Genomic DNA, 21,838 nt, shown 5'->3' with positions numbered 1-21,838 from the left:
TCTCACTGGCTGGACGTTTCGGTCGGGGCAGTGGTCTCGGTCGGGGTCTCGGTGAGGGTCTCGGTCGGCACCTCGGTGGGCACCGGGGTGGGTTCCTCGCTGGGGCTCTCCTCCGGCTCCTTCGGCGCCTTGCCCCAGTAGGTCACGGTGACCCGGTCACCCTCGACCAGCGTGCCTGACGGGTTCACACCGGCGACGGTGCCCTCGACCTCGCCCCCGGGGTTCTCGAGCTTCTCCCGCGTGACCTGGAGCCCGAGGTCCTTCAGCGCGGACTGGACCTCCCCGATCTCGCGGCCGATGTAGTCGGACTCGTCGACCTCGATGCTCGCCACCGTCGGCTCCTGCGTCTCGGGCGTGGCGCTCGGCGGCTCGGTCTGGGTGCGGGTCTGGCTGGGGGAGCGCCGGTTGTCGGGCTGGTCGTCGGTGTCGTCGGCGCCGCCCAGGATCTGCCAGATGATCAGCGCAGCGGCGACCAGCACGGCGCCGAGCAGGAACCACGGCACCACGTTGGTACGGCGCTGCGCCGGTGCGGCCACGGGCGTCGCCGGCAGGACGGTCGTCTCGGGCGGTGGCTCCGCAACTGTTCCGGGCGGGGGAACGGTTGCTGCGGCACCGCCCGCGGGAACGGCGGGAACGGCCGCCGCGGCCGCCGACGTCGGCGAGCGCAGGGCGGCGGCGAAGGCCGACCCGTCGGCGTACCGCGCGGCCGGATCCTTGGCGAGCGCGCGGGTGACGACCGCGGCCAGGTCGGCGGGGACCGACGACGGGAGGGCCGGGACGGGCTGGCGCACGTGGGCGACGGCGGTGGCCACCGAGGTCTCGGCCGTGAAGGGCCGCCGACCGGCCAGGCACTCGAAGGCGACGCAGCCGAGGCTGTAGACGTCGGAGGCGGCCGTGGCCGAGCGCCCCTCCGCCTGCTCGGGGGAGAGGTAGGCGGGCGTGCCCATGACCTGGCCGGTCTCGGTGATCGCCATGCCGTCGGCCGCGCGGGCGATGCCGAAGTCGGTGACCTTGATCTGCCGGTCGGGCGTGACGATGAGGTTGCCGGGCTTGATGTCGCGGTGCACGATGCCGGCCCGGTGGGCGGCGCCCAACGCGTCGGCGGTCTGCGTCATCAGGTCGCGGGTGACCTCGACGTCCATCGGGGCACCGGGGCGCAGCAGCGCCGACAGCGGCTGGCCCTCGACGAGCTCCATCACGAGGTAGGGACGCGGCGTCGCGGAGCCGTCGAGCGGCGAGGCCTCGCCGAAGTCGAAGACCCCCGCGATGCCGGGGTGGTGCAGCGAGGCGGCGTGCTGCGCCTCGCCCTCGAAGCGCCGGCGGAAGGTCGCGTCGTCGGCGTACTCCGCCTTCAGCAGCTTGATCGCCACCGGCCGGTCGAGCGTTGTGTCGCGACCGCGCCAGACCTCGCCCATGCCGCCCGTGGCCAGCCGTGAGACGAGGGCGTAGCGGTGGGCGTCGTCGGCGAAGCTCCCGTGCTCGGGGATGCTCACGAACCCATCACCGCCTGCATGATCGCCTTCGCGATCGGGCCGCCGAGGCTGCCGCCGGCGATCTCCTCGCGCGCGGTGTCGCTCGCCTCGACCATCACCGCGACCGCGACCTGCGGGTCGTCGGCCGGGGCGAAGGACACGAACCAGGCGTACGGCGGACGCGAGTCCGTCGACTGGGCCGTGCCCGTCTTGCCGGCGACCCGGACGCCCGGGATCGCGGCAATGCCGGCGGTGCCGTCGTCGACCGTGGCCACCATCATGTCGGTGAGCTGGTCGGCGGTGGTGCTGGAGATGGCCCGCGAGTAGGTCGACTCCTCGGTCTTGTCGAGCAGCGAGGCGTTGGGTGCGCGGACCTCGTCGACGAGGTAGGGCCGCTTGACCTCGCCGCCGTTGGCGATGCCCGCGGCGACCATCGCCATCTGCAGCGGGGTGGCGGTGACGCTCGACTGGCCGATGCCCGAGAGCGCCGTCTGGGGCGCGTCCATGTCGGCCGGGTAGAGCGACGATGCCTGGCCCGGGAGGTCCTCGAGGGAGGTCGAGTTGAAGCCGAACGCCTCGGCCTGCTCGGTCATGGCCTCGGTGCCGAGCTCGTTGGCCAGGGTCAGGAAGCTGACGTTGCAGGAGACCGCGAGCGCCTGGGTCAGGGTGATCTTGTTGCCGCCGCAGCTGCCGCCCTGCCAGTTGCCGACCTTCGTGGTCGACTGCGGAAGCTGGAACTTCGCGCCGCCGGGCACGAGCGAGTCCTGGTCGTAGTTGCCCGACTCGATGGCCGCGGCAGCGGTGATCAGCTTGAAGGTCGAGCCTGGGGGCAGGGTGGTGCCGATCGCGCGGTTGATCAGCGGGTTGGCGGGGTCGTCCTGGAGCTGGTCGGACGCGTCCTCGACGTCGCTGAGGTCGTGGGAGGCCAGCAGGTTGGGGTCGAAGGTCGGGCTGGACACCATCGCCAGGACCTTGCCGGTGCTGGGCTCCAGCGCGACGACCGCACCCTTCGCGTCGCCGGGGAGTGCTTGCAGCCCGTCCCACGCCGCGTCCTGGGCGGCGGCGTTGATCGTCAGCTCGACGTTGCCGCCCTGCGGCTCGGTGTTGGAGAGCATGTCGACGAGGCGGGTGACGAACAGGCGCGAGTCGTCGCCGGAGAGCACGTCGTTCTGCGAGCGCTCGATGCCGGTCTGGGAGTAGTAGGAGAAGTAGCCGGTGATGGGGGCGTACTTGAAGGGCTGGGCGTAGGTGCGCTGGAACTTGTACTTGTCGTCGACCTCGACGCTGCGCGCCACCGTCTCCTTGCCGACCAGGATCGCCCCGCGCTCACGCGCGAAGGCCGCGGTGATGACCCGGCGGTTCCGGGGGTCCTCGGCGAGGTCGTCGGCGCGGACGTACATCAGGTAGGTGGAGTTCAGCAGGAGAGCCGCGAACAGCAGCAGGCAGAACATCGAGATCGTGCGGATCGGCTTGTTCATCGAAGTCTCACCACCTGGGTGCTCTCGCTGTCGGAGTCGTCGTTGACGTCGGTCATCCTCGGGATCGGCCGGCGCGCATGGTCGGAGATGCGCACGAGCAGCGCGATGATCACCCAGTTGGCGACCAGCGACGAACCGCCGTACGACAAGAAGGGTGTCGTGAGGCCGGTGAGCGGGATCAGGCCGGTCACGCCGCCGATGACGACGAAGACCTGCAGCGCGACGATGCTGGCGAACCCGACGGCGAGCAGCTTGCCGAAGCCGTCGCGCGAGATCAGCGCGATCCGCAGCGCCCGCTCGACGATCAGGCCGTAGCAGAGGATGACGGCCATGACCGCGGTCAGGCCGAGCTCCTCGCCGATCGCGGCGATGATGTAGTCGGACTCGGCATAGATGATCCGCTCGGGCATGCCCTCGCCGAAGCCGCGCCCGATCAGGCCGCCCCAGCCCATGCCGAACATCGCCTCGACCGGCTGGTAGCTGCCCGGCGAGGACTCGTAGTAGTCCATCGGGTGCAACCAGAAGTTGAAGCGGTTCTGCACGTTGCCGACGAACGTGTAGGCCGCCAGCGCGCCGGCTCCGAAGAGCAGCCCGCCGACGATCAGCCAGCCCGGGCGCTCGGTCGCGACGTAGAGCATCACCAGGAACAGGCCGAAGAACAGCAGCGAGGAGCCGAGGTCGTTCTGCAGGACCAGGATCATCATCGAGACGCCGAACATGGCCAGGATCGGGCCGAGGTCGCGACCGCGCGGCAGGTCGACGAACAGCACGCGCCGACCCGCGAGGGCGAGGGCGTCGCGGTGCAGGACGAGATAGCCGGCGAAGGCGACCACCAGCAGCACCTTGGCGACCTCGCCGGGCTGGAAGCTGAAGCCGGCGACGTAGATCCAGATGTAGGCGCCGTTCTTCTGCCCGCCGATGACCGGGAGGAAGGGCAGGAGCAGCAGCGCGATGCCGGCCAGGCCGGAGGTGTAGGTCAGCCGCTGCAGGGTGCGGTGGTCGCGCAGCAGCACGAGGGTGGCGATGAACAGCAGCACCCCGAGCGTCATCCACGTGAGCTGCTGGGTCGCGAAGGTGTGGTTGTCCTTGCCCGCCGCCTCGTAGGCGAGGTCGAGGCGGTGGATCACCGCGAGCCCGAGCCCGTTGAGGGCGGCGACCAGGGGCAGCAGCACCGGGTCGGCATAGGGCGCCACGAGGCGTACGGCGATGTGGGCCGCCACGACGAGCGCGGCCAGCCATCCGCCGTACGCGACGATGTCGGTGGGGATCGTGCCCTCCACGCCGAGGCCGACCGCGGCGTAGGCGCCGATGCCGACGACGAGCGCGATCAGGAGCAGGAAGAGCTCCGCGCCGCGGCGACGTCGGTGCACGAAGCCCATCAGGGTTCCGGACTGGCTCATTGAGGCAGGTCCTGGCGTGCGGCGTAGTTCTCGATCGTGGCGCGCGCCTCCTCGAGGTCGGTGGCCTCGATCCCGCTGACGACCGAGTCGGCGTCGTAGTCGCTGAGGTTGGCGAGCTCGACGTCGCTGATCTCGTAGGGGTGGGAGACCTCGATGCCGGGGATCTGCGCGTTGAGGCCGCGGAAGATCGCCATCCGGCCGTCCTCCGCGCCGACGTAGAACTGGCTCTGGCTCCATGACCAGGCGAAGGCGAGAGCGATCCAGGCGAGGCCGAGCACGATGCTGGCGGCGAGCAGGCGTCGCAGCCAGGTGTAGCGGGCCGGCGGACGGGGGGCGTAGCGCGCGGTCTCGGGGTCGATCGGGTCGGAGGGGATCGCGTGCACGTCGCTGGGCAGGTCGTCGGGGAGGTCGGCCCGGATCGCGGGGATCTCGCCGGTGTCGCCGGAGCGGTGGCCGCGGAAACCGCGGCTGCGCGTCGCGCCACCGCTGCTCAGGCGGCGCGGCAGGTCGGCGGCCGCGCCGACGAGCAGCGGCTCGAGCGCGGGCTCGGGCGCCGAGGGCACGACCTCGGCGACGATGCAGGTGACGTTGTCGCTGCTGCCCGCCTCGAGGCTGGCGCGGACCAGCTCGACGGCGGCGAAGTCGGGGGTGCCGGTGCGCAGGATGTCGGCCATCCGGTCGTCGGTCAGGAAGCCGCTGGCGCCGTCGCTGCAGACGAAGAGCCGGTCGCCGACCTGGACGGGCAGCTCGAAGAGGTCGGGCTCCTCGTGCCGGATGCCGTCGACGGCCTTGAGGATGAGGTTGCGGTGCGGGTGGGTCCGCGACTGCTCCTCGGTGATGCGCCCCTCGTCGATCAGGCTCTGGACGAAGGTGTGGTCGTGGGTGAGCTGGCGCAGCTCGCCGTCGCGCAGGAGGTAGGCCCGGCTGTCGCCGAGGTGGCCGACCGCGACCTTGGAGCCGTCGAAGAGCAGCACGGAGGCGGTGGTGCTGGTGCCGTTGAGCGCCGGGTCCTCGTCGATGATCTCGGCGATGCGGTCGTTGGCGCGGTGCATGGCGCCGGCGACCTGGCCGAGGAGGTCCTCGCTGGGCGTGTTGTCGAGCTTGCGCAGCACCTGGACGGCGGTGGCGGAGGCCAGGTCACCGCGCACGGCGCCGCCGACGCCGTCGCAGACGGTCAGCAGCCACGGCCCGGCGTAGCCGGAGTCCTGGTTGTCCTTCCGGATCCGACCGACGTCGGAGTAGGCCGAGAACTGGAGGAAGAGCTTCTCCGGGACGGTCATCGGCCCTACTTCCGCAGCTCGAGGATGGTCTTGCCGATCCGCACCTGGATGCCCAGGCCGATGGTGGTGGGCTGGGTGATCCGGACCGACCCGACGTAGGTGCCGTTGGTGGAGCCGAGGTCCTCCACGAACCACTCGTCACCGCTCGCGGCCACCCGGGCGTGCCGGGTGGAGACGTAGTCGTCGTCGAGCTTGATCGCCGCGTCGCTGCCGCGCCCGATCAGCAGGGGGGCATCGGCGAGCTCAGCGCGGGCGCCGGTGTTGTCGCCCTCGATCACGATCAGGTGGGTGGGCGAGCCACGGCGCTTGGTCGGCGCCTTGGCCTTGCTCTTGCCGCGCGCCGGGGCGGCGCCGCGGGCCGTCTCCGGCACGCGTGCGCCGAACATGTCGGAGCGGATCACCGAGACCGCCGAGAGCACGAAGATCCACAGGATCGCCAGGTAGGCGAAGCGGATCAGGAACAAGGTCAGCTCGGACACGGCTCAGGCCTCTCCATCGATACGGACCGTCATCGTCGTGCGACCGATCCGGACCTCTGTGCCGTCGCGCAGGGCAGCCCGCGCGACCTTGGTGCCGTTGACGAGCATGCCGTTGGTGGAGCCGAGGTCGATGACCTCGAGGTCGTCGCCGTTGACGATGAACTCCACGTGCTGGCGGCTCACGCCCGGGTCGTTGATCCGCAGGTCGGCCTCGGTGCCGCGCCCGACCACGAGGCCGGGGGCCCGCAGGGGGTGCTTGCTGCCGTTGACCTCGAGGACCGCGCGCGCCGACCGGGTGCGGGTGCGCTGGTCGTTGTCGGTCACCTGCGCCTCGGCCTGGCTGCGGATGCGGAAGCGGCCGGTGGTCAGGTCGTCGGCGGCCTCGAAGTCGACGCTGACCGGACCGGTGAAGACATAGCCCTGCGAGTCGGCGTGGTCCTCGAGCTGGTCGATCAGGTCGCGGCCCATCGCGTCGTCATAGCCCTGGAGCCGCTCGAGGTCGACGGCCGAGAGCTCCACGTGGAAGGTGTTGGGCACCAGACGCCGGTCGCGGCTGAGGATCTGGGCGTTGTTGTCGCACTCGCGTTGCAGGGCGGCGGCGATCTCGACGGGCTGGACGGCGCTGCGGAAGGCGCGCGCGAAGGCACCGGAGATCAGCTGCTCCAGCTTGTGCTCGAAGCGTTGCAAGCCGTTCACGTCCAGCGCCTCCTCTCTGGTTTCAGGGGTGTTGAGGGGTGTTGCCGGGGCACACCACACCAACGGCCGTAGCGGTGATGCGGTCGTGCAGGTGTCGCCGATCGTACTGTCCGCCTCTGCGGCCACACCCTCGGGCAGGCGGCGCGCCCCGGATCGGTTTGCCCGGAGTCCCCGTCCGATTGGGAGTGTCCGGTGGCCTTGGGATAGCCTGTGCACCGCTTCTTTGCGCGAGTGGCGGAACGGCAGACGCGCTGGCTTCAGGTGCCAGTGTCCGAAAGGGCGTGGGGGTTCAAATCCCCCCTCGCGCACACAGAGGTTTTTGCGAAACGTGGCCTCCGCGTTTGCGAAACCTCCAAATGTAGTAAAGGCCGCTCCCCCAGAGATGGGTGAGCGGCCTTTCTCATGCCCCGATGGTCCATCACCGCTCGGTGTGCCTCGTTCGGACCTTCCTTGAGCGGCTGATTGGGTCGCTGAGTGCTTGCGCGAGCGGTCCGGGGCAGGCTCCCGCCGAGGTTGGTGCGGGCGGTCGGTGTGGTGAGCGGCTCAGGCGGGGATGGCGTACGGAGGCGAGTTCGCCGGTGGCCGGTGCGACTGCAGACTGGGCGACGCGTTCTTCCTCGTCGCGTGCAGCGGCTTGGTCGGCTCTTGTGCCGGTTCGTTGCGCTTCTTGATCCAAGAGTTGATCTTGCGCAGGTTGCTTGCGGTGACCATCGCGGAGAGCAGGAGCACTTGGAAGGCGTACCCGCGTACACGGCGACGGGCTGGCTCTTCAAGGTTCTCGTCGGTGGGTGACTTGGTGTAGGCGTTGAACGTCTCGACGGTGTTCCGCAGGCCGTAGAGGGCACGCCATTCCTTGGACTGGAACTGCACGTCATGGGCATACTTGGCGGCGTCGTTACGCCGGGTGCTGCCGCCCCTTGGTCCTGTGGTGGGTGGGGCGACGGGGATGGTGACGGAGTTCTTGTTGGTGCAGCACGTGTCGGGGTGTGCTGGCGGGTTCAGGACGCGGGTGCGGGTTGTCGGCATTCCCAGCAGGGTTGGTGCCGTTCCGCTGGTGGTTGTAGCGAGTTGGCAGTCAGCGGTTGCGCCGGGGCCACGAGCCGGGCACATGTAGGCGGTGTTTCCGTCCGGGCCGGGCTTGTGTTTTGGCCTGAACGCGTACTGGGCACGCTGTTGGATGCGCAGGTAGTAGGTGGCGTCGTCGATGCGGTCGGCCCGGTGGTCCTTGGTGGCGTCGATGAGCGACTGCGGCATGGAGGGGCAGTACCAACTTCCTTCGACGAGGATGGCTCCTGCGTACTCGGCTTGGATACCGAGTTGGTCGTCGCGGTAGTCGCCGACGAGTTGGTAGCCGAGGGCGCGCAGCGGCAACTGCAGTTTCTCGGCCTTCGGGTTGGGGAAGTAGGCACGGTCGGAGATGAACCAGCCGGTCGGGTACCCGCGCCCGGTGAGGGACAGCATGGCGTCCAGTGCGTTCTCGGCGACCCGCCCGGCTGGTTTGTCGATGCTGATGGCGAGGGTGAGGAGTGGGAAGGCGGGCGCTTCGCCGGGCTTGTTGGCGACCATTGTTGCGAGGTGTGCTTCGTAACCCCATTCGGAGGTGGCGCTGCGTCGCCCGTTCTTGGTGGAGGTGTCGGCGTGGTCTTCCTCGTCGCGGTGGTACCAACCGGCTTGGAACTCCGGGCTCATTCGGTCCAACGAGATGTCGCGGGTGGTGGGAGTCATCTTCTTCGGCAGGGTGGGTGACCCCTTCTTGCCCCAGATGCGGGTCAGTGTCGCGTCGAACGCGACGTTGCCTTCCCATTCTGCGAGCGCCTCGTCGGGAACAGCGCGGGCAGTCGCTTCGAGGAACTCGTTGGCAAGCCAGACGAGCCGGGCGTGCTTGCGAGCGCACTCGTCAGGGTCACGGGCGGCTTTGATTTCTTCGACCCGAGCACGAGTGAGCCGTCGACCAGTGGTGCCGGGGGCTGAGTCGATCAGGACAACGAAAGCACGCAAGGCCCGGTACACGCGGTGGTAGACCGCCGTATCGCTGCCCTTCTCGACTGTCGGGAGACCAAGCAGGGTCCGCGAGGCGGTGTGGAGGCGGCTGGTGACGGTCTCGGAGATGCGCGAGATGAGCGGGTCTTCCCCAGCGAACAGGAGCGCGAACAAGATGGTCAGGACGATCCGGAACCGGTCGTCGTAGACGGTTGGGCGTCCGCCGTTGGTGGCACGGTCGGGGTTGTCTTCGGCGTCCCACAGTTCGACCTGGGCGAGGACCCCGGTCCGTTCGATGAACTCGGCGGCACCGGCAACGACCCGGCGAGACAGTTTCCCGCGTCGTGATTCGCGTTCGGTGTGCTCGACTGTGGGCAGGCACAGCAGGTCCGCCAACATCGAGTCGATGTCAGCGAACGCTCCCGTTCCGGCCCGGTCTGTCACGGCAACGGGTCCTCGTGGCGGTATGCGTCACGCAGTGCCCGGCGGGCTTGGGCCGGGTCAACGTCAGGAACGAACCTCAAGAACCGGGTCAGCGCTTCCAGCGAGTCCACCCCAGCGGCCTCCACAAGCACCTTCGGAGGAGTACCAGCGGTCAGTTGGGTCACAATCCACGTGGACCGCATCCGTTGTGTGTTCGCCCGCACCCGACCGGGGCTGGTCTTGTCGACGAAGTTGCCGATCAGGTTCTTGTGGGTCTTCTCGCGGGTGGGCCGGAACAAGTACAGGTCGGGCCGGATGGCTGCCGACGCGATCTGGGCGAGAACTGGTTCCCACTCGGTCAGAACGGGCACGACGCGAGCGCGGATGCCTGACACTTCGATGAGGACACCGTCGTCGTCGATGTGGACGTGGCGGGCTTGCACGTCGATGACCTCAGAGGCGGACAGCCCGGCCCCCATGCCAAGGCCCAACAGGACGTGGCAGTTGACGCGCCGGTAGGTCGTCTTCTGTCCGTCCGCCCACGACCGGAGCATGACCGTTTCAGCGGGGCTGTACGGCGAGGTCGGGTCGGGTGGTGGAAGGGGCGCAAGCCGGGTCACTTGATGGGCAGGCCCGAGGAGCAACTCGGACATGCGCAGCAACTGGGACCGCCGGTTCCCTGCTGAGGCGCGGCTCATGTGGGAGCACCCGTGGGCGATGTACTCCGCAATCACCTCGCGGCGGAACACCACGTCAAGTTCGAGGGGCAGCCCGGCGGTTTGCCAGCACCAATGAATGTGGCGCGCTGAAGCGACGAGCAGTTCCCGCGCCGAGTAGGGCGTCTTCTGTTCGCATGCGGATACGGCCTGCCGGACGAACGGAGCAATCTGCGCCCAGTGTTCGCCTGGTAGGTCCGGTGTGTAGGACTTGATGGTTAGGGCCACCTTGTCGACAACGGACTGTTGGTTGACACCAACAGTGTTGCTGAAGGCACCGACAACGGGCGTGATGCCTCCGACGCCCGCTTCCACCGCACGGAGCCGAACCCGGCCTACGGTGGACCCGTGGCCCGCCCCGTCCGCTCCTCGCCCGCCGAACTGGTCCCCGGTTGGCCCGACACTCCCTCCACCGAACCGGACGTCGAGACCGCCCGACGACTCGCCCTCAACCTCCGCGCCGCCCTCACCGGGATGAGCCTGCGTGACGCCAAACAGGCCACGGGCGTCGACCACACGACCATCGCGGATGTCCTCAACGGAGCCACCTGGCCCGACCTCCGCACCATCGCCAGACTCGAAGCCGGACTCAGCACCAACCTCTGGCCCACCGGCATCGCCGCCGACCACGGGCAAGCCGACGAGTCCGGGTGACCCGGCACACCGGAGCGCAGCCCGGTCAGCAAGATCCCACGCAATCAGGGGAGATGGATTCGTCACGAGGGCGCACTTCGAGCACCCCTTGAACGACTTGTAGAGAATCTGCTCAGGTTGGCCGCAAAAGCCGTCCAACCTGAGCAGAAACGCACGCAGGCAACCGGTGAAGGCCCGCCAGTCGGGAGGCACCCGCCTACGGTCTGTCGGGTGTCCCTGTCACGCCCGCCCCGCAAATGGGCCAAGCCCGACTACAAATTCGGCAAGGACGCAGAAACCGACTGGCACTCAGCGAACACACGCGAGGAAGAGATTGAACTCGCCGCCGCCAAAATCCAGCACGACATCGTCCTCAGGACACGGGTGAAGATGGTCCCCCGCAACCTCACCCAAGACGCACTAAGCACGGCATCCGGAATCAGCGACTCCGTCCTCGGCAAAGTCATCCGAGGAGACCGGCCCCTCCTCCTCACCCACCTCGCCGCACTCGAACGCGTCCTCGGCAACCTCCGCAACGCCGGACCCTGACCGTCCTGCCCGGCACCGTTGGCAACGGAGTATCCGGACAAGCCGATGATCGGACGCGTCCTGTCCGGGCAACGTGACACCCTTTTCTATATGGATTCAGTGGAGCAGGTCATCGAAGCCGCCGAGGCACGAGCGGCAGCCCTCGCAGACGGCGATGCTTCGCGGCTTGCGGAACTTCTACACGAAGACTTCAGGTGGACGGCGCACGTCGGCGAGACCTATGACCGCACGGAGTACGTTCGCCGGAACACCCAAGGACACACGGTCTGGCGGTCCCAGGACCTCGTGGACCCTGAAGTCGTCATCGTTGGTGAGACCGCCGTGCTGTACGCGCAGGTGAAGGATGTCGTCATGGCAGGCGACAACGCCGAAGCCTTCCGCATGCCGATGACGCAGGTCTGGGTACGGTTGAACGGCGACTGGAAGTGCCTAGCCGGTCACGCCGGTCCGAGGTTGTCATGACGCACTCATCTGCCGTGACTCGGGCATCCGGACATGCCGATGAGCGGTCACTGTCGGATGGCGTTCGTAGGGTCCGACAGAGCAGACTGTCGCGGGTGCGCATGGTGGCTCTCGACCTCGACGGAACCCTTGTTGACCAGGAAGGCGCGGCAAGGCGTTGGGCCACCGAGTTCATCCGGTCCCGTGGTCTGACCGCCGATGTCGCGGCGGTGGCGCTTGCCCTCACCCAACGTCGTCCGAAGGGCGAGGTCTTCAACGAACTGGTACGTACCCATGACCTCGGCCTTGATCCCGATGAGGTCTGGGCGAACTACCGCCAACGCATGCCCGAACTCGTCACGTGCACCGATGCCGACCGTGAGGCGTTGGTCGCGTTGCGTGCCACCGGTTGGAGGGTTGGCATTGTCACGAACGGCATGGTCGACAACCAAGAAGGAAAGATCCGCCAACTCGGCCTCGATTCACTCGTCGATGCTTGGGTGATCTCGGAGGAGGTCGGCATTCGTAAGCCCTCACCGGGCATCTTCCATGCGCTTGCCGCGCGTCTTGAATGCCCGTTGGACGGATGGATGATCGGCGACAGCCTTGAACTCGATGTCGTAGGCGGTGCAGGCGTCGGGCTTCGGACCGCCCTGATCTCTGGAGCCGAGCCGACCCAAGACGCAGCCCATGCGGACCTTCTCGTTGCCTCGGTCGCAGAGGCGGCTGCCGCGATCATGTCCGAAGCAACCTCACCCAAGACGCCCTGAGCACGGCATCCGGAGTCAGCGACTCAGTCCTAGGCAAAGTCATCCGAGGAGACCGGCCCATGCTCCTCACCCACCTCGCTGCCTCGAACGCGTCCTCGGCAACCTCCGCAACGCCGGACCCTGACCGTCCTGCCCGGCACTGACCTGTCCGATTGCTCGGCTACTCTGGAACTCTTGACATCAAGACACTTGGGAGCCCCGCATGAGCCAGCGCTACGAAGACCTTGCACAGACGACCGACTTCAACTTCGGTCTGCACCACGTGCAGTTGGCGTTGCCTCCCCACGGCGAGGAAGCCTGCCGTGAGTTCTACGTCGGGGTCCTCGGCCTCACCGAGGTCCAGAAGCCGCCGGTACTCGCCGCTCGCGGCGGGCTGTGGGTGCGCGCCGACCGGCTGGAGATCCACCTCGGAGTGGAGGCGGACTTCAAGCCGCAGAAGAAGGCCCACCCCGGCCTGCTCGTTTCAGACATCGACGCGCTAGCGCAGCGGCTCACCGAGCACGATTGGCCCATGACGTGGGATGACGATTTCCCCGGCATGCGCCGCTTCTACACCGAGGACAACAACGGCAACCGGCTGGAGTTCTTGCAGCCGAAGTAACAGCCTCGCGCGCCGCTAACCCGCGCGGATCATCACGCAGTTCGGCCCCGGGGCCATAGGATTTGCCGACGACTACCGCAGGATCGGGCTCTCGAAGGCACAGCGTTCTCGCAGGTCAGCGAGTTACGCAAACACCTCACACATAGACGAAGGCCCCGGTCACCCGGGGCCTTCGTGCATTTCAGTCCATCACTCCCGTGTGAAGTCCGGGATCGCGTCGAGATCGATCGCGGACCAGCGGCCCCGGTTGCGGTAGGGCTTGAGGCAGCCGCCCTGGGCGCCTTGGGCGCGGAAGCCGGCGAGGTCGCCCGCTTCGTACGTCGAGTGGTAGCCCGTCGGCCCCGGCGGGCGGTCGCCCGGGTGCATGACCTGGATGTTGTCCGCGAAGTGCTCGAGCCCGAACGCGTGCCCCAGCTCGTGGACCAGCACCAGCCCCATCGGCTCGGTGGTCGGATCGTCGAAGGTGAACGGGTACGTGGCGGCGTACGCCATGTTCATCGTCACGCCCGGACGCCGGATGTCCAGCACGACCTTGTTGTTGGACCTGCGCCGCGCGGGCTTGAGGTCGCCGGGGCCGCCGAGGCCGACGGCCTGCACCAGGTCGGGGTAGTCGCTCTGGTGCGACCACGCGATGACCATGTCGGTGCCCTTCTGGTAGGGCTGGCGCGAGGCGGGCACGGAGGTGGTGGTGCCGACGTACTTCGTCTCGAAGCCGGTCGCCCGCTCGAGCAGCTCGACCGCGGCCTGGGTGAAGGGGATGACGCCCTCACCGGCGTAGCCGGGGTTGATGCGGTACTTGATCGTCCGGCAGGGGTCCCACTGGAAGTTGATGCCCTCGTAGCTCATCCGGAGGTAGGACGAGGTCGAGCCGCGAGGGACCCAGGGCACCGCGATCTTGAACTTCTTCGCCTTGAACGCCCTGGCGCGGTCACGCCGGGTCTGCGGCAGCCAGACGCGCAGCTTGTGGGTGCCGTACCAGTCGAGGTCGCCCGTGATCGAGAACGTGCCCTTCTTCTTCGTCCTGACCTTGTCGATCGTGTGCCAGCCGTCGGCCCACTTGACCTGCAGCCGCACCGAGCGCCCCTTGCGGCCGCTCGCCTTGCCCTTGATCGCATAGCCGGACGCCCCGGCCGTCCAGGAGGTCGTGCCGTAGCTGACCTTCCCCTTGGTCCTGGCCTTGCCCGCGTGGGCGGGCGGGCCGACGAAGCTGGTGAGCACGAGGCTCAGCACGGCGACGAGGGCGAGCGCGCTGAGGCGCTTGCGGTGAGTCATGGATCCCCCAGGTGTTGGCGTGGCTACCATGGTGTCCCACGGGGAGCGGCCCGCACACCCCTTCGTTGGCAGCCCCCGGATACTGGGAGACATGTCCAGCGACCTCGATGCCCCGCTCGACGTCCTCGTCCGCGCCCCGCAGCCCGGTGCCGAGGACCTGTCCGAGCCGTTGCGGTCGCGGTGGAGCCCGAGCGTGTACGACGACGCGCACACGCTCACCCGCGCCGAGATCGACCAGCTGCTGCACGCCGCGCAGTGGGCGCCCTCGGCCGGCAACTCGCAGCCGTGGGTGTTCTTCGTCTGCGAGCGTGGCTCGGCCAACCACGACCGGCTGGTGCCGCACCTGAGCCGGGGCAACTCCGGCTGGGTGCCCCGCGCCTCGGTGGTGTTCGTCACCGCCGCCCACGTGCTCACCGGCAACGACGCCGACGCGCCCGCCTACAGCGACTACGCCCTCTACGACGTGGGGCAGGCCGCCGCCCACCTCACCCTGCAGGCGCGGTCGATGGGGCTGCACTCCCACCAGTTCGCCGGCTTCGACCACGAGGCGCTCGCCGCCGACCTCGGCCTCCCGGCCACCCACGTGCTGCTCACCGGCATCGCGGTGGGCGTCCAGGGCGACCCCGCGTCGGTGGACGAGCGCACCGCCGCCCGCGACGAGCGACCGCGTGAGCGACGCGGCCTCGACGAGATCGCGCGGGCCGGCACGTTCCTCGAGCCCTGGGCCTGACCAATCCTCTTTCCCCGCCACGACGAAGGACCGACGTGACCACCATCAAGGACTTCTCTGCCCGCGCCATCGACGGCTCCGAGACCGACCTGTCGGCGTACGACGGTCAGGTGGTGCTCGTCGTGAACACCGCCTCCAAGTGCGGCTTCACACCGCAGTACAAGGGCCTGCAGGAGCTGCAGGACAAGTACGGCCCCGACGGGTTCACCGTCCTGGGCTTCCCGTGCGACCAGTTCGGCCACCAGGAGCCGGCGGCCGAGGACGAGATCGCGTCGTTCTGCGAGCGCAACTTCGGCGTCGACTTCCCGCTGTTCGCGAAGATCGAGGTCAACGGCAAGGGCGCGCACCCGCTCTACAAATGGCTGCGCAAGCAGAAGGGCGGCCTGCTCGGCGGCCGGGTCAACTGGAACTTCACGAAGTTCCTGGTCGGCCGCGACGGCACCGTGATCTCGCGCTACTCGCCCACGACCGAGCCGGCCAAGCTGGCCGAGGAGATCGAGAAGGCGCTGTAGTCAGACCACCAGGTCGGCGTACTGCTCGTGGCGCTCGATGTAGCCCTTGATGAAGGGGCACAGCGGGCGGACCTTGAGGCCCTGCTCGCGCACCGAGTCGAGGGCGAAGACAGCGAGCTTGCTGCCCAGGCCCTGGCCGTCGTAGGTCTTCTCGACGACGGTGTGCGGCATCGTGGCCACGCCGTCGGCGATGGTGCGCTCGGCGAAGCCGGCGACCTCGTCGCCGACGAGGATCTCGAAGCGGCCGGCGTCGGCGTTGTCCCGGAAGCTGATCTCGGCAGGAGTCGTCATGGGATCGAGCCTAGGTGACTTGCCCGTAACCCTCGCGTGGGAGGAGGGTTTGACCATGGCCGCCACAGCTTCGTCCTACTCGATCACCATGCGGCTGCACACCGCGCCCGACCACGGGGTCGTCGGCACCGTTGCCACGACCATCGCCGAGGGCGGGGGAGTCGTCACCGCGATCGACGTCGCGGAGTCGCGCCACGACCGGCTGGTCGTCGACGTGACCTGCTCGGCGTCCGACCAGGGCCACTCCGAGGACCTCGTGCGCGCGGTCGAGGGGATCGCGGGTGTCGAGGTCCACAAGGTCTCCGACCGCACCTTCCTGCTCCACATCGGCGGCAAGATCAAGGTCGAGTCGAAGGTGCCGCTGCGCACCCGCGACGACCTCTCGATGGCCTACACCCCCGGCGTCGGCCGCGTCTCGATGGCGATCCACGACAACCCCGAGGACGTGCGCCGGCTGACGATCAAGGGCAACTCGGTCGCGGTCGTCACCGACGGTTCGGCGGTGCTCGGGCTCGGCAACATCGGCCCCGGCGCGGCGCTCCCGGTGATGGAGGGCAAGGCCGCGCTGTTCAAGCGCTTCGCCGACATCGACGCGTGGCCGATCTGCCTGGCCTCGCAGGACACCGACGAGATCGTGCGCGCCGTCGAGATGATCGCGCCCGGCTTCGGCGGCATCAACCTCGAGGACATCGCGGCCCCCCGCTGCTTCGAGATCGAGCGGCGGCTGCGCGAGTCGCTCGACATCCCGGTCTTCCACGACGACCAGCACGGCACCGCGATCGTCGTCCTGGCCGCGCTGACCAATGCCCTGCGCTGCGTGAAGAAGACGCTGCCCACCGTGCGTATCGTGGTCTCGGGCGCAGGTGCGGCCGGTACGGCGATCGTGACCCTGCTGCTCGCGGCCGGGGCCCACGACGTGGTGGTCGTGGACCGCGCCGGCGCGCTCGCGGCCGGGGACGACACCCTGCCGCCCGCCCAGGCCGAGCTAGCGCTCGCCACCAACCCGCGTGCGACCACCGGTTCGCTGCAGGAGGTGCTGGTCGGGGCCGACGTCTTCATCGGGGTGAGCGCACCCGGCATCCTTGCCCCGGAGTGGATCGCGGACATGGCCCCCGACTCCGTCGTGTTCGCGTTGGCCAACCCTGACCCGGAGGTCGACCCCGCAGCGGCCGCGAAGTACGCCGCGGTCGTGGCGAGCGGCCGCTCCGACTACCCCAACCAGATCAACAACGTGCTCGCCTTCCCCGGCGTCTTCCGAGGACTGCTCGACGCCCGCGCCGAGGACGTCACCGTCGACATGCTGCTGCGCGCCGCCGAGGCGCTCGCGAAGATCGTCAGCGACGAGGAGCTCAACGCCTCCTTCATCATCCCCAGCGTCTTCCACCCCGACGTCGCCAAGCGCGTCGCTGCCGCGATCAGCGGCAAGGAGGTCTGAGCAGCCGCTTCGTCGGACGTCGAGCGGGACGTCCGACGACCCGGTGGTCAGGGCAGCCGCTTCGTCGGACGTCGTGCAGGGCCTCAGGTCGTACGGCGCAGGCGGGCCCACAGCCGCGCCATGAGGCCCGGCTCCGTCGAGGGCGCGAAGCGCGACTCGCCGAGGTTGATCCCGTCCGTGCCGTTGGCGGTCACCTTGGGCACCGGAATCACGATGCCGTCCTTCCCGTTCGCACGCACGCCCTGCATCAGCTGGTGGAGGTCCTGCCCGAACGGCTTGGTCATCCTCGGAGGCTACGCCTGGGCCGCCCGACCGTGCTGGATCCTCGGCACCAGGCGGGGGACGATCCAGCACGGTCGCCGGTGAAAACTTCTCGGAGGGCTGTCGTATCCGCCCGACCCCGTTCGTGGAACCAGTGACACCAACCCACGAACCCGGTGAGGACACCTGATGAGCACCGACACCACCCCGGACACCCAGGCCCCGGCCGCCACGAGGCGCGAGTGGATCGGCCTGGCCGTCCTCACGCTGCCCACCCTGCTGATCTCGATCGACGTCAGCGTCCTGTACGTCGCGTTGCCGACGCTGAGTCGTGAGCTCGGCGCCACCAGCACTCAGCAGCTGTGGATCCTGGACATCTACTCCTTCCTGCTCGCGGGACTGCTCGTCACCATGGGCGGTCTCGCCGACCGCATCGGCAGCCGCCGGCTCCTGCTCGTCGGCGGGGTCGCGTTCGGTGCGACGTCCGTGCTGGCGGCGTACGCACAGACACCCGAGATGCTGATCGCGGCGCGGGCGCTGCTCGGGGTCGCGGGCGCGACGCTGATGCCCTCGACGATGGCGCTGATCCGCCACATGTTCCAGCGACCGGAGCAGATGGGGCAGGCGATCAGCATCTGGCTGGCCTGCTTCATGGGCGGGATGACCGCCGGCCCGATCGTCGGCGGCGCCCTGCTCGAGCGCTTCTGGTGGGGCTCGGCGTTCCTGATCGGGGTGCCGGTGATGGCGCTGATGGTGCTCGTCGCGCCGCGGCTGCTGCCCGACTCGCCCCGCAGCGGCGGGCACGCCCTGCCCGACGGCGCGTCGGTGGTGCTCTCGCTCCTGACCCTGCTGCCCGGCGTCTACGGCCTCAAGGAGCTCGCCCGCGGCGAGCACGTCGCCACCGCCGTCGCCGGTCTCGTCGTGGCCGCCGTCGCCGGCACCGTCTTCGTCCGCCGCCAGCGTCGCCTGGCCGACCCGCTCGTCGACCTCGCGCTCTTCGAGGACCGTCGCTTCACCGTCGGCCTGGCCACCTTCCTGGTCACCGGCGTCGTGATGGCCGGCGTGTCCTACGCCGCCGCGATCTACCTCCAGAGCGTCGTGGGCCTCTCCCCGCTGCAGGTCGGCGCCTGGCTGGTCCCGCAGAACCTCGTGATGCTCGCCGGCACCCTCCTCTCGCCGCGCCTCGACCTGCGCTTCGACACCGTGCGACTCGTCGTCGGCGGGCTGCTGGTCGCCGGCTCCGGGCTGCTGCTGCTCGGCCTGCTCGACACCGACTCGCTGGGGCTGCACCTCGTCGCGATGGTGCTGGCCGCGGGTGGCGTGAGCGTGCCGATGTCGCTGGTGATGAACCTGATCATGGGCGCCACCCCGCCCGAGCGCGCCGGCTCGGCCGCCTCCCTGGCCGAGACCTGCGGCGAGCTCGGCATCGCCCTCGGTGTCGCCACCATGGGCACCCTCGTCACTGCGGTCTATCGCGGACTGCTGCCGGGCATGCTCCCCGCCGGCGCCTCGACCGGCTCGGTCGAGACCGTCGCCGAGGGAGTCAGCTCGGCCCCGGCCGCCGCCGCCCAGTCGCCCGAGCTCGCCAGCCAGATCGTGTACGCCGCCCAGTCGGCCTTCACCGACGGCTACAACGTCGTCGGGGTGCTCGGTGGGCTCGCGCTCATCGGCACCGCCCTCGCCGCCCGCCGGGTGCTGGGCGATCGCGCGAGCGCCGTACCCGCCTCGACGCCGGACGCCGCGCGCGACCTCGAGCCCGTCGCGGCCTGACCCTGTCGACCCGGCACTCGCCGTGCCGGGTCGAGGTGGCTACTCACAACTGGGGATCTTCTCGACGCCGGACGACGGGGTCCGTGGCCGGGACTAGCGTCGAACGGTCGTGTCGGAGCTCAGCGAACGGGGAGAGCAGATGCAGAGCAATCAGGTCCACGTGTGCCTGGAGACGCCGGAGGCGCCGACGCACGGCGCCGTGTTCGCGGACGGGACGCGCTGGGTCTGCCAGTGCGGCGCCAACTACGTCTACCGCCAGGGCTTCAACCGGGCCGGCTTCGCGGAGATGGACTGGTGGCCGGCTCCCGCCGTCGCCGTACCCCAGCAGCGCAAGGGGCACCGGTCGTTGCGGGACCGCCTGACCCACTCCCGCGAGGGCTGAGGAGGCTCAGCCCGCGCGCGAGGAGACCAGCGCTGCGCCGATGATGCCCGCCTTGTTGCGCAGCGTCGCCGGCACGATCGGGGTCTCGATGTCGATCAGCGGGCCGAACCGGTCGAAGCTCTTGCTGACACCGCCGCCGACGACGATCAGCTCGGGGGAGAAGAGCCGCTCCACGGTGCGGTAGTAGGTCGTCAGCCGCTCCGCCCAAACGGGATAGCTGAGCGACTCGTTCTCCCGCGCGCTGTTGGCCGCCCGCGACTCCGCGTCGTGGCCGTCGATCTCGAGGTGGCCGAGCTCGGAGTTGGGCACGAGCACGCCGTTGTGGATCAGGGCGGAACCGATCCCGGTCCCGAGGGTCGTCACGATGACCAGCCCGCGCTGGCCCTTCGCGGCGCCGAACTCCACCTCCGCCAGCCCGGCAGCGTCCGCGTCGTTGACGACGTGGACCTCACGGCCCAGCGCCGCGGTGAAGATGGCGTCGGCGTCGGCACCGATCCACGCCGGGTCGATGTTGGCGGCCGAGTGGACGACGCCGCGGCGGACGACGCCCGGCACCGTGACACCGATGGCGGAGTCGGACGAGGGGAAGCGGGCCACGAGCTCCTCGAAGACCTTGGCCACCGCGTCGGGCGTGGCCGGCTTGGGCGTGTCGATCTTCTCGCGGTCCGAGGCGAAGTCGCCGGCGCCGAGGTCGACGGCGGCCGCCTTGATGCCGGTGCCGCCGAAGTCGATGCCGATCGGGTGCTCACTGCGCTTGCTCATGGGCACCACCCTGCCCGAGGCGCGGTCACTCGGGCCAGCGCGCCACGAGCTCCAGGAGCCGGTCATAGAACTGCTCCGCGTCGGCGGGCTGGAACTCGGCCGGCAACGAGGGGTCGTTGAACAGGTGTCCCGAACCGTCGTAGGTGAAGACCTCCACGTCCCCTCCTGCGGCCTCGACATCGCTGCGGAACTCGGCCGCGACCTCCGGACCGTCGTCGAACGGGTCGTTGCGGGTGGCATGGGTCTGGGCCGGGACACCGGACGGCCAGCTCGCCTCGACGTACTGCATCGGGAGCGCCCCGCCGACCAGCACGACGCCGCGGACGCCGCGCGGGCGCTGGGCGGCGCTCCACTCCGCGAGCGCGCAGCCGCTGGAGAACCCGACCGTGACGAACGGGCCGGACACCTCCTCGAGCGCGGTCGTGGCCAGGGCGTGGAGCTGCCCGTCCGGCAACGACCGCTGGTGGGACATGGCGGGCTCGTAGTCGTCGAAGGTGCGCCCCTCGAGGACGTCGACGACGCGCACGTCGTGACCGGCGGCGCGGAGCCGCTCGGCCGTGTCGGTGATCCCGGCGCGCACGCCGAGCACGGATGGGAAGAGCAGGACGGTGACCATGTCGAGCACGCTAGACGGGCCCACCGACAGCGCCGACAAATCAGGCGACGATGTCGGCGCCCTCTGCCACCGTGGAGGCATGCCCACCACGCTCACCCTCGCCGCGCACCTCGAGGGCCTGCGCGCGGCCCTGCTCGCGCTGGTGAGGTACGCCGATCGCGCCGGCCTCGCAGCGCCGGTGCCCACCACGCCCGACTGGACCGTACGGCGACTGGTGGCCCACCAGGGGATGGTGCACCGGTGGGCCGCGGCGGTGGTCACGGGCTCCGAGCAGGCGCCGGACCGCTGGGAGCAGGAGGGCCGGGAGGCACCCGATCCGCTGGAGTGGCTGCGCGACGGCGCGATCGAGGTGGTGACCGCGATCAGCCAGGCCTCCGACGACCTCGACACGCTGCTGTTCCTGGCCGACGCACCCGCTCCGCGGCACTTCTGGGCGAGGCGGCAGTGCCACGAGACGACCATCCACGCCATCGACGCGCTGTCCGCCGCTCTGGGGCGCTATCCCGTCGCCGGCGACGTGACCTGGATCAGCACCGAGGTCGCCCTCGACGGCATCGACGAGCTGGTGTGCGGCTTCCTGCCCCGCCCGGTCACACGCCTGCGGTCCGAGGCTGGGCAGCGCATCGCCGTACGACCTGACGAGGGGAGCGGCGGCTGGCTCGTCGAGATCAGCGCGGCCCCGCCCGTCACCACCCGCTTCACCGGGGCGACGCCGGAGGTCGACATCGACCTCACGGGACCTGCGGTCGCGCTCTACCTGACGCTGTGGAACCGCAGCGACGAGGCCACTCCCGCCCCCGGACCGGGCGGCGGGTGGGACGAGTGGCGCGACAGCGCCCAGGTGGTCTGGTGAGCGACAGGCACAGACCCTTGCCAGAGTGGTTTACAA

General features: G+C 69.5%; 24 protein-coding genes and 1 tRNA gene. 12 read left to right on the top strand and 13 right to left on the bottom strand.

Annotated elements, in window-relative coordinates:
* Positions 1-2: 2 nt before the first annotated feature.
* From C9J87_RS06980 to C9J87_RS06955, 6 genes are read right to left on the bottom strand one after another with little or no spacing between them, the layout of a single operon-like run.
* Positions 3-1,493, bottom strand: a complete 1,491-nt coding sequence (locus C9J87_RS06980; protein ID WP_107705089.1) for a protein kinase domain-containing protein — start codon at positions 1,491-1,493, stop codon at positions 3-5.
* Complete coding sequence (locus C9J87_RS06975) at positions 1,490-2,950, bottom strand: peptidoglycan D,D-transpeptidase FtsI family protein (protein WP_010831111.1); 1,461 nt, start codon at positions 2,948-2,950, stop codon at positions 1,490-1,492. Before C9J87_RS06975 ends, C9J87_RS06980 begins: the two co-directional genes overlap by 4 nt.
* Positions 2,947-4,350, bottom strand: coding sequence for an FtsW/RodA/SpoVE family cell cycle protein (locus C9J87_RS06970; protein WP_036489889.1), 1,404 nt, complete (start codon positions 4,348-4,350; stop codon positions 2,947-2,949). Before C9J87_RS06970 ends, C9J87_RS06975 begins: the two co-directional genes overlap by 4 nt.
* The gene (locus tag C9J87_RS06965; RefSeq protein WP_107705088.1) at positions 4,347-5,630 is read right to left on the bottom strand and encodes a PP2C family protein-serine/threonine phosphatase; all 1,284 of its coding nucleotides are present in this window, start codon (positions 5,628-5,630) and stop codon (positions 4,347-4,349) included. Before C9J87_RS06965 ends, C9J87_RS06970 begins: the two co-directional genes overlap by 4 nt.
* Positions 5,631-5,635: 5 nt before the next feature.
* Positions 5,636-6,109: an FHA domain-containing protein FhaB/FipA gene (locus C9J87_RS06960; RefSeq protein ID WP_107705087.1), complete on the bottom strand. Its 474-nt coding sequence runs from the start codon at positions 6,107-6,109 to the stop codon at positions 5,636-5,638.
* Positions 6,110-6,112: 3 nt separating this feature from the next.
* The gene (locus tag C9J87_RS06955) at positions 6,113-6,805 is read right to left on the bottom strand and encodes an FhaA domain-containing protein (RefSeq protein ID WP_010831113.1); all 693 of its coding nucleotides are present in this window, start codon (positions 6,803-6,805) and stop codon (positions 6,113-6,115) included.
* A 225-nt stretch (positions 6,806-7,030) separates the two neighbouring features.
* Here C9J87_RS06955 and C9J87_RS06950 point away from each other — a divergent pair.
* Positions 7,031-7,113, top strand: a tRNA-Leu gene (locus C9J87_RS06950).
* 235 nt (positions 7,114-7,348) lie between these two features.
* Here the strand turns inward: C9J87_RS06950 and C9J87_RS06945 are convergent.
* Both C9J87_RS06945 and C9J87_RS06940 read right to left on the bottom strand, forming a co-directional pair.
* A complete protein-coding gene (locus C9J87_RS06945) occupies positions 7,349-9,229 on the bottom strand; it encodes a hypothetical protein (protein WP_107705086.1) in 1,881 nt (626 codons plus the stop codon).
* The gene (locus C9J87_RS06940; RefSeq protein WP_157953138.1) at positions 9,226-10,239 is read right to left on the bottom strand and encodes a DUF3237 domain-containing protein; all 1,014 of its coding nucleotides are present in this window, start codon (positions 10,237-10,239) and stop codon (positions 9,226-9,228) included. The genes C9J87_RS06945 and C9J87_RS06940 overlap by 4 nt, the downstream gene beginning before the upstream one ends.
* Positions 10,240-10,272: 33 nt before the next feature.
* On the opposite strand from C9J87_RS06940, the gene C9J87_RS06935 reads away from it, so the two are divergent.
* The 5 genes from C9J87_RS06935 (at position 10,273) to C9J87_RS06915 (ending at position 12,918) form a co-directional block, all read left to right on the top strand.
* Entirely contained in the window at positions 10,273-10,578 is a 306-nt protein-coding gene (locus C9J87_RS06935) for a helix-turn-helix domain-containing protein (protein WP_157953137.1), read from the top strand.
* 210 nt (positions 10,579-10,788) lie between these two features.
* Positions 10,789-11,106 carry a helix-turn-helix domain-containing protein gene (locus C9J87_RS19625; RefSeq protein WP_157953136.1) on the top strand — a complete coding sequence of 106 codons (318 nt, stop codon included), beginning with the start codon at positions 10,789-10,791 and terminating at the stop codon, positions 11,104-11,106.
* 45 nt (positions 11,107-11,151) lie between these two features.
* Positions 11,152-11,568 carry a nuclear transport factor 2 family protein gene (locus tag C9J87_RS06925; protein WP_107705082.1) on the top strand — a complete coding sequence of 139 codons (417 nt, stop codon included), beginning with the start codon at positions 11,152-11,154 and terminating at the stop codon, positions 11,566-11,568.
* A gap of 101 nt (positions 11,569-11,669) precedes the next feature.
* Positions 11,670-12,317 carry an HAD family hydrolase gene (locus C9J87_RS06920; protein ID WP_232819951.1) on the top strand — a complete coding sequence of 216 codons (648 nt, stop codon included), beginning with the start codon at positions 11,670-11,672 and terminating at the stop codon, positions 12,315-12,317.
* A 202-nt stretch (positions 12,318-12,519) separates the two neighbouring features.
* Entirely contained in the window at positions 12,520-12,918 is a 399-nt protein-coding gene (locus tag C9J87_RS06915) for a VOC family protein (protein ID WP_107705080.1), read from the top strand.
* A gap of 189 nt (positions 12,919-13,107) precedes the next feature.
* On the opposite strand, the gene C9J87_RS06910 is transcribed toward C9J87_RS06915, so the two are convergent.
* Positions 13,108-14,190, bottom strand: a complete 1,083-nt coding sequence (locus C9J87_RS06910; protein WP_010831114.1) for a zinc metalloprotease — start codon at positions 14,188-14,190, stop codon at positions 13,108-13,110.
* Positions 14,191-14,281: 91 nt separating this feature from the next.
* On the opposite strand from C9J87_RS06910, the gene C9J87_RS06905 reads away from it, so the two are divergent.
* Together C9J87_RS06905 and C9J87_RS06900 are read left to right on the top strand one after the other, a co-directional pair.
* On the top strand, positions 14,282-14,920 hold the full coding sequence (locus tag C9J87_RS06905) for a nitroreductase family protein (protein ID WP_010831115.1): 639 nt from the start codon (positions 14,282-14,284) through the stop codon (positions 14,918-14,920).
* A 35-nt stretch (positions 14,921-14,955) separates the two neighbouring features.
* Positions 14,956-15,432: a glutathione peroxidase gene (locus C9J87_RS06900; protein ID WP_010831116.1), complete on the top strand. Its 477-nt coding sequence runs from the start codon at positions 14,956-14,958 to the stop codon at positions 15,430-15,432.
* On the opposite strand, the gene C9J87_RS06895 is transcribed toward C9J87_RS06900, so the two are convergent.
* Positions 15,433-15,723: a GNAT family N-acetyltransferase gene (locus tag C9J87_RS06895; protein WP_010831117.1), complete on the bottom strand. Its 291-nt coding sequence runs from the start codon at positions 15,721-15,723 to the stop codon at positions 15,433-15,435.
* A gap of 55 nt (positions 15,724-15,778) precedes the next feature.
* Between C9J87_RS06895 and C9J87_RS06890 the strand changes: the two genes are divergently transcribed.
* Positions 15,779-17,158 carry an NAD-dependent malic enzyme gene (locus tag C9J87_RS06890; protein ID WP_010831118.1) on the top strand — a complete coding sequence of 460 codons (1,380 nt, stop codon included), beginning with the start codon at positions 15,779-15,781 and terminating at the stop codon, positions 17,156-17,158.
* Positions 17,159-17,241: 83 nt separating this feature from the next.
* Here the strand turns inward: C9J87_RS06890 and C9J87_RS06885 are convergent, their stop codons facing one another.
* Positions 17,242-17,442: a hypothetical protein gene (locus C9J87_RS06885; protein WP_036489891.1), complete on the bottom strand. Its 201-nt coding sequence runs from the start codon at positions 17,440-17,442 to the stop codon at positions 17,242-17,244.
* Positions 17,443-17,608: 166 nt separating this feature from the next.
* Here C9J87_RS06885 and C9J87_RS06880 point away from each other — a divergent pair, with 166 nt between their 5' ends.
* Positions 17,609-19,189: an MFS transporter gene (locus tag C9J87_RS06880; protein WP_107705079.1), complete on the top strand. Its 1,581-nt coding sequence runs from the start codon at positions 17,609-17,611 to the stop codon at positions 19,187-19,189.
* Positions 19,190-19,328: 139 nt separating this feature from the next.
* Positions 19,329-19,571: a hypothetical protein gene (locus C9J87_RS06875; protein WP_156887110.1), complete on the top strand. Its 243-nt coding sequence runs from the start codon at positions 19,329-19,331 to the stop codon at positions 19,569-19,571.
* 6 nt (positions 19,572-19,577) lie between these two features.
* On the opposite strand, the gene ppgK is transcribed toward C9J87_RS06875, so the two are convergent.
* Both ppgK and C9J87_RS06865 read right to left on the bottom strand, forming a co-directional pair.
* Positions 19,578-20,333: a polyphosphate--glucose phosphotransferase gene (gene ppgK / locus C9J87_RS06870; protein ID WP_010831121.1), complete on the bottom strand. Its 756-nt coding sequence runs from the start codon at positions 20,331-20,333 to the stop codon at positions 19,578-19,580.
* Positions 20,334-20,358: 25 nt separating this feature from the next.
* Complete coding sequence (locus tag C9J87_RS06865; RefSeq protein ID WP_157953134.1) at positions 20,359-20,949, bottom strand: dienelactone hydrolase family protein; 591 nt, start codon at positions 20,947-20,949, stop codon at positions 20,359-20,361.
* A 79-nt stretch (positions 20,950-21,028) separates the two neighbouring features.
* On the opposite strand from C9J87_RS06865, the gene C9J87_RS06860 reads away from it, so the two are divergent.
* The gene (locus C9J87_RS06860; RefSeq protein ID WP_107705077.1) at positions 21,029-21,802 is read left to right on the top strand and encodes a maleylpyruvate isomerase family mycothiol-dependent enzyme; all 774 of its coding nucleotides are present in this window, start codon (positions 21,029-21,031) and stop codon (positions 21,800-21,802) included.
* The last annotated feature ends 36 nt before the right edge of the window (positions 21,803-21,838 follow it).

The sequence above is a fragment of the Nocardioides allogilvus genome (assembly GCF_003047285.1).
Lineage (GTDB): Bacteria > Actinomycetota > Actinomycetes > Propionibacteriales > Nocardioidaceae > Nocardioides > Nocardioides allogilvus.
The sequence above is the reverse complement of the archived record's forward strand: the minus strand, read 5'-3'. Positions and strand labels throughout refer to the sequence as shown.

Excerpts from the sequence above, each read along its gene's own strand:
- C9J87_RS06975 (WP_010831111.1), bottom strand. The coding sequence starts at position 2,950 with ATGAACAAGCCGATCCGCACGATCTCGATGTTCTGCCTGCTGCTGTTC.
- C9J87_RS06970 (WP_036489889.1), bottom strand. The coding sequence starts at position 4,350 with ATGAGCCAGTCCGGAACCCTGATGGGCTTCGTGCACCGACGTCGCCGC.
- C9J87_RS06965 (WP_107705088.1), bottom strand. The coding sequence starts at position 5,630 with ATGACCGTCCCGGAGAAGCTCTTCCTCCAGTTCTCGGCCTACTCCGAC.
- C9J87_RS06925 (WP_107705082.1), top strand. The coding sequence starts at position 11,152 with ATGATCGGACGCGTCCTGTCCGGGCAACGTGACACCCTTTTCTATATG.
- C9J87_RS06920 (WP_232819951.1), top strand. The coding sequence starts at position 11,670 with ATGGTGGCTCTCGACCTCGACGGAACCCTTGTTGACCAGGAAGGCGCG.
- C9J87_RS06915 (WP_107705080.1), top strand. The coding sequence starts at position 12,520 with ATGAGCCAGCGCTACGAAGACCTTGCACAGACGACCGACTTCAACTTC.
- C9J87_RS06910 (WP_010831114.1), bottom strand. The coding sequence starts at position 14,190 with ATGACTCACCGCAAGCGCCTCAGCGCGCTCGCCCTCGTCGCCGTGCTG.
- C9J87_RS06905 (WP_010831115.1), top strand. The coding sequence starts at position 14,282 with ATGTCCAGCGACCTCGATGCCCCGCTCGACGTCCTCGTCCGCGCCCCG.
- C9J87_RS06895 (WP_010831117.1), bottom strand. The coding sequence starts at position 15,723 with ATGACGACTCCTGCCGAGATCAGCTTCCGGGACAACGCCGACGCCGGC.
- C9J87_RS06890 (WP_010831118.1), top strand. The coding sequence starts at position 15,779 with ATGGCCGCCACAGCTTCGTCCTACTCGATCACCATGCGGCTGCACACC.
- C9J87_RS06885 (WP_036489891.1), bottom strand. The coding sequence starts at position 17,442 with ATGACCAAGCCGTTCGGGCAGGACCTCCACCAGCTGATGCAGGGCGTG.
- C9J87_RS06880 (WP_107705079.1), top strand. The coding sequence starts at position 17,609 with ATGAGCACCGACACCACCCCGGACACCCAGGCCCCGGCCGCCACGAGG.
- C9J87_RS06875 (WP_156887110.1), top strand. The coding sequence starts at position 19,329 with ATGCAGAGCAATCAGGTCCACGTGTGCCTGGAGACGCCGGAGGCGCCG.
- ppgK (WP_010831121.1), bottom strand. The coding sequence starts at position 20,333 with ATGAGCAAGCGCAGTGAGCACCCGATCGGCATCGACTTCGGCGGCACC.
- C9J87_RS06865 (WP_157953134.1), bottom strand. The coding sequence starts at position 20,949 with ATGGTCACCGTCCTGCTCTTCCCATCCGTGCTCGGCGTGCGCGCCGGG.
- C9J87_RS06860 (WP_107705077.1), top strand. The coding sequence starts at position 21,029 with ATGCCCACCACGCTCACCCTCGCCGCGCACCTCGAGGGCCTGCGCGCG.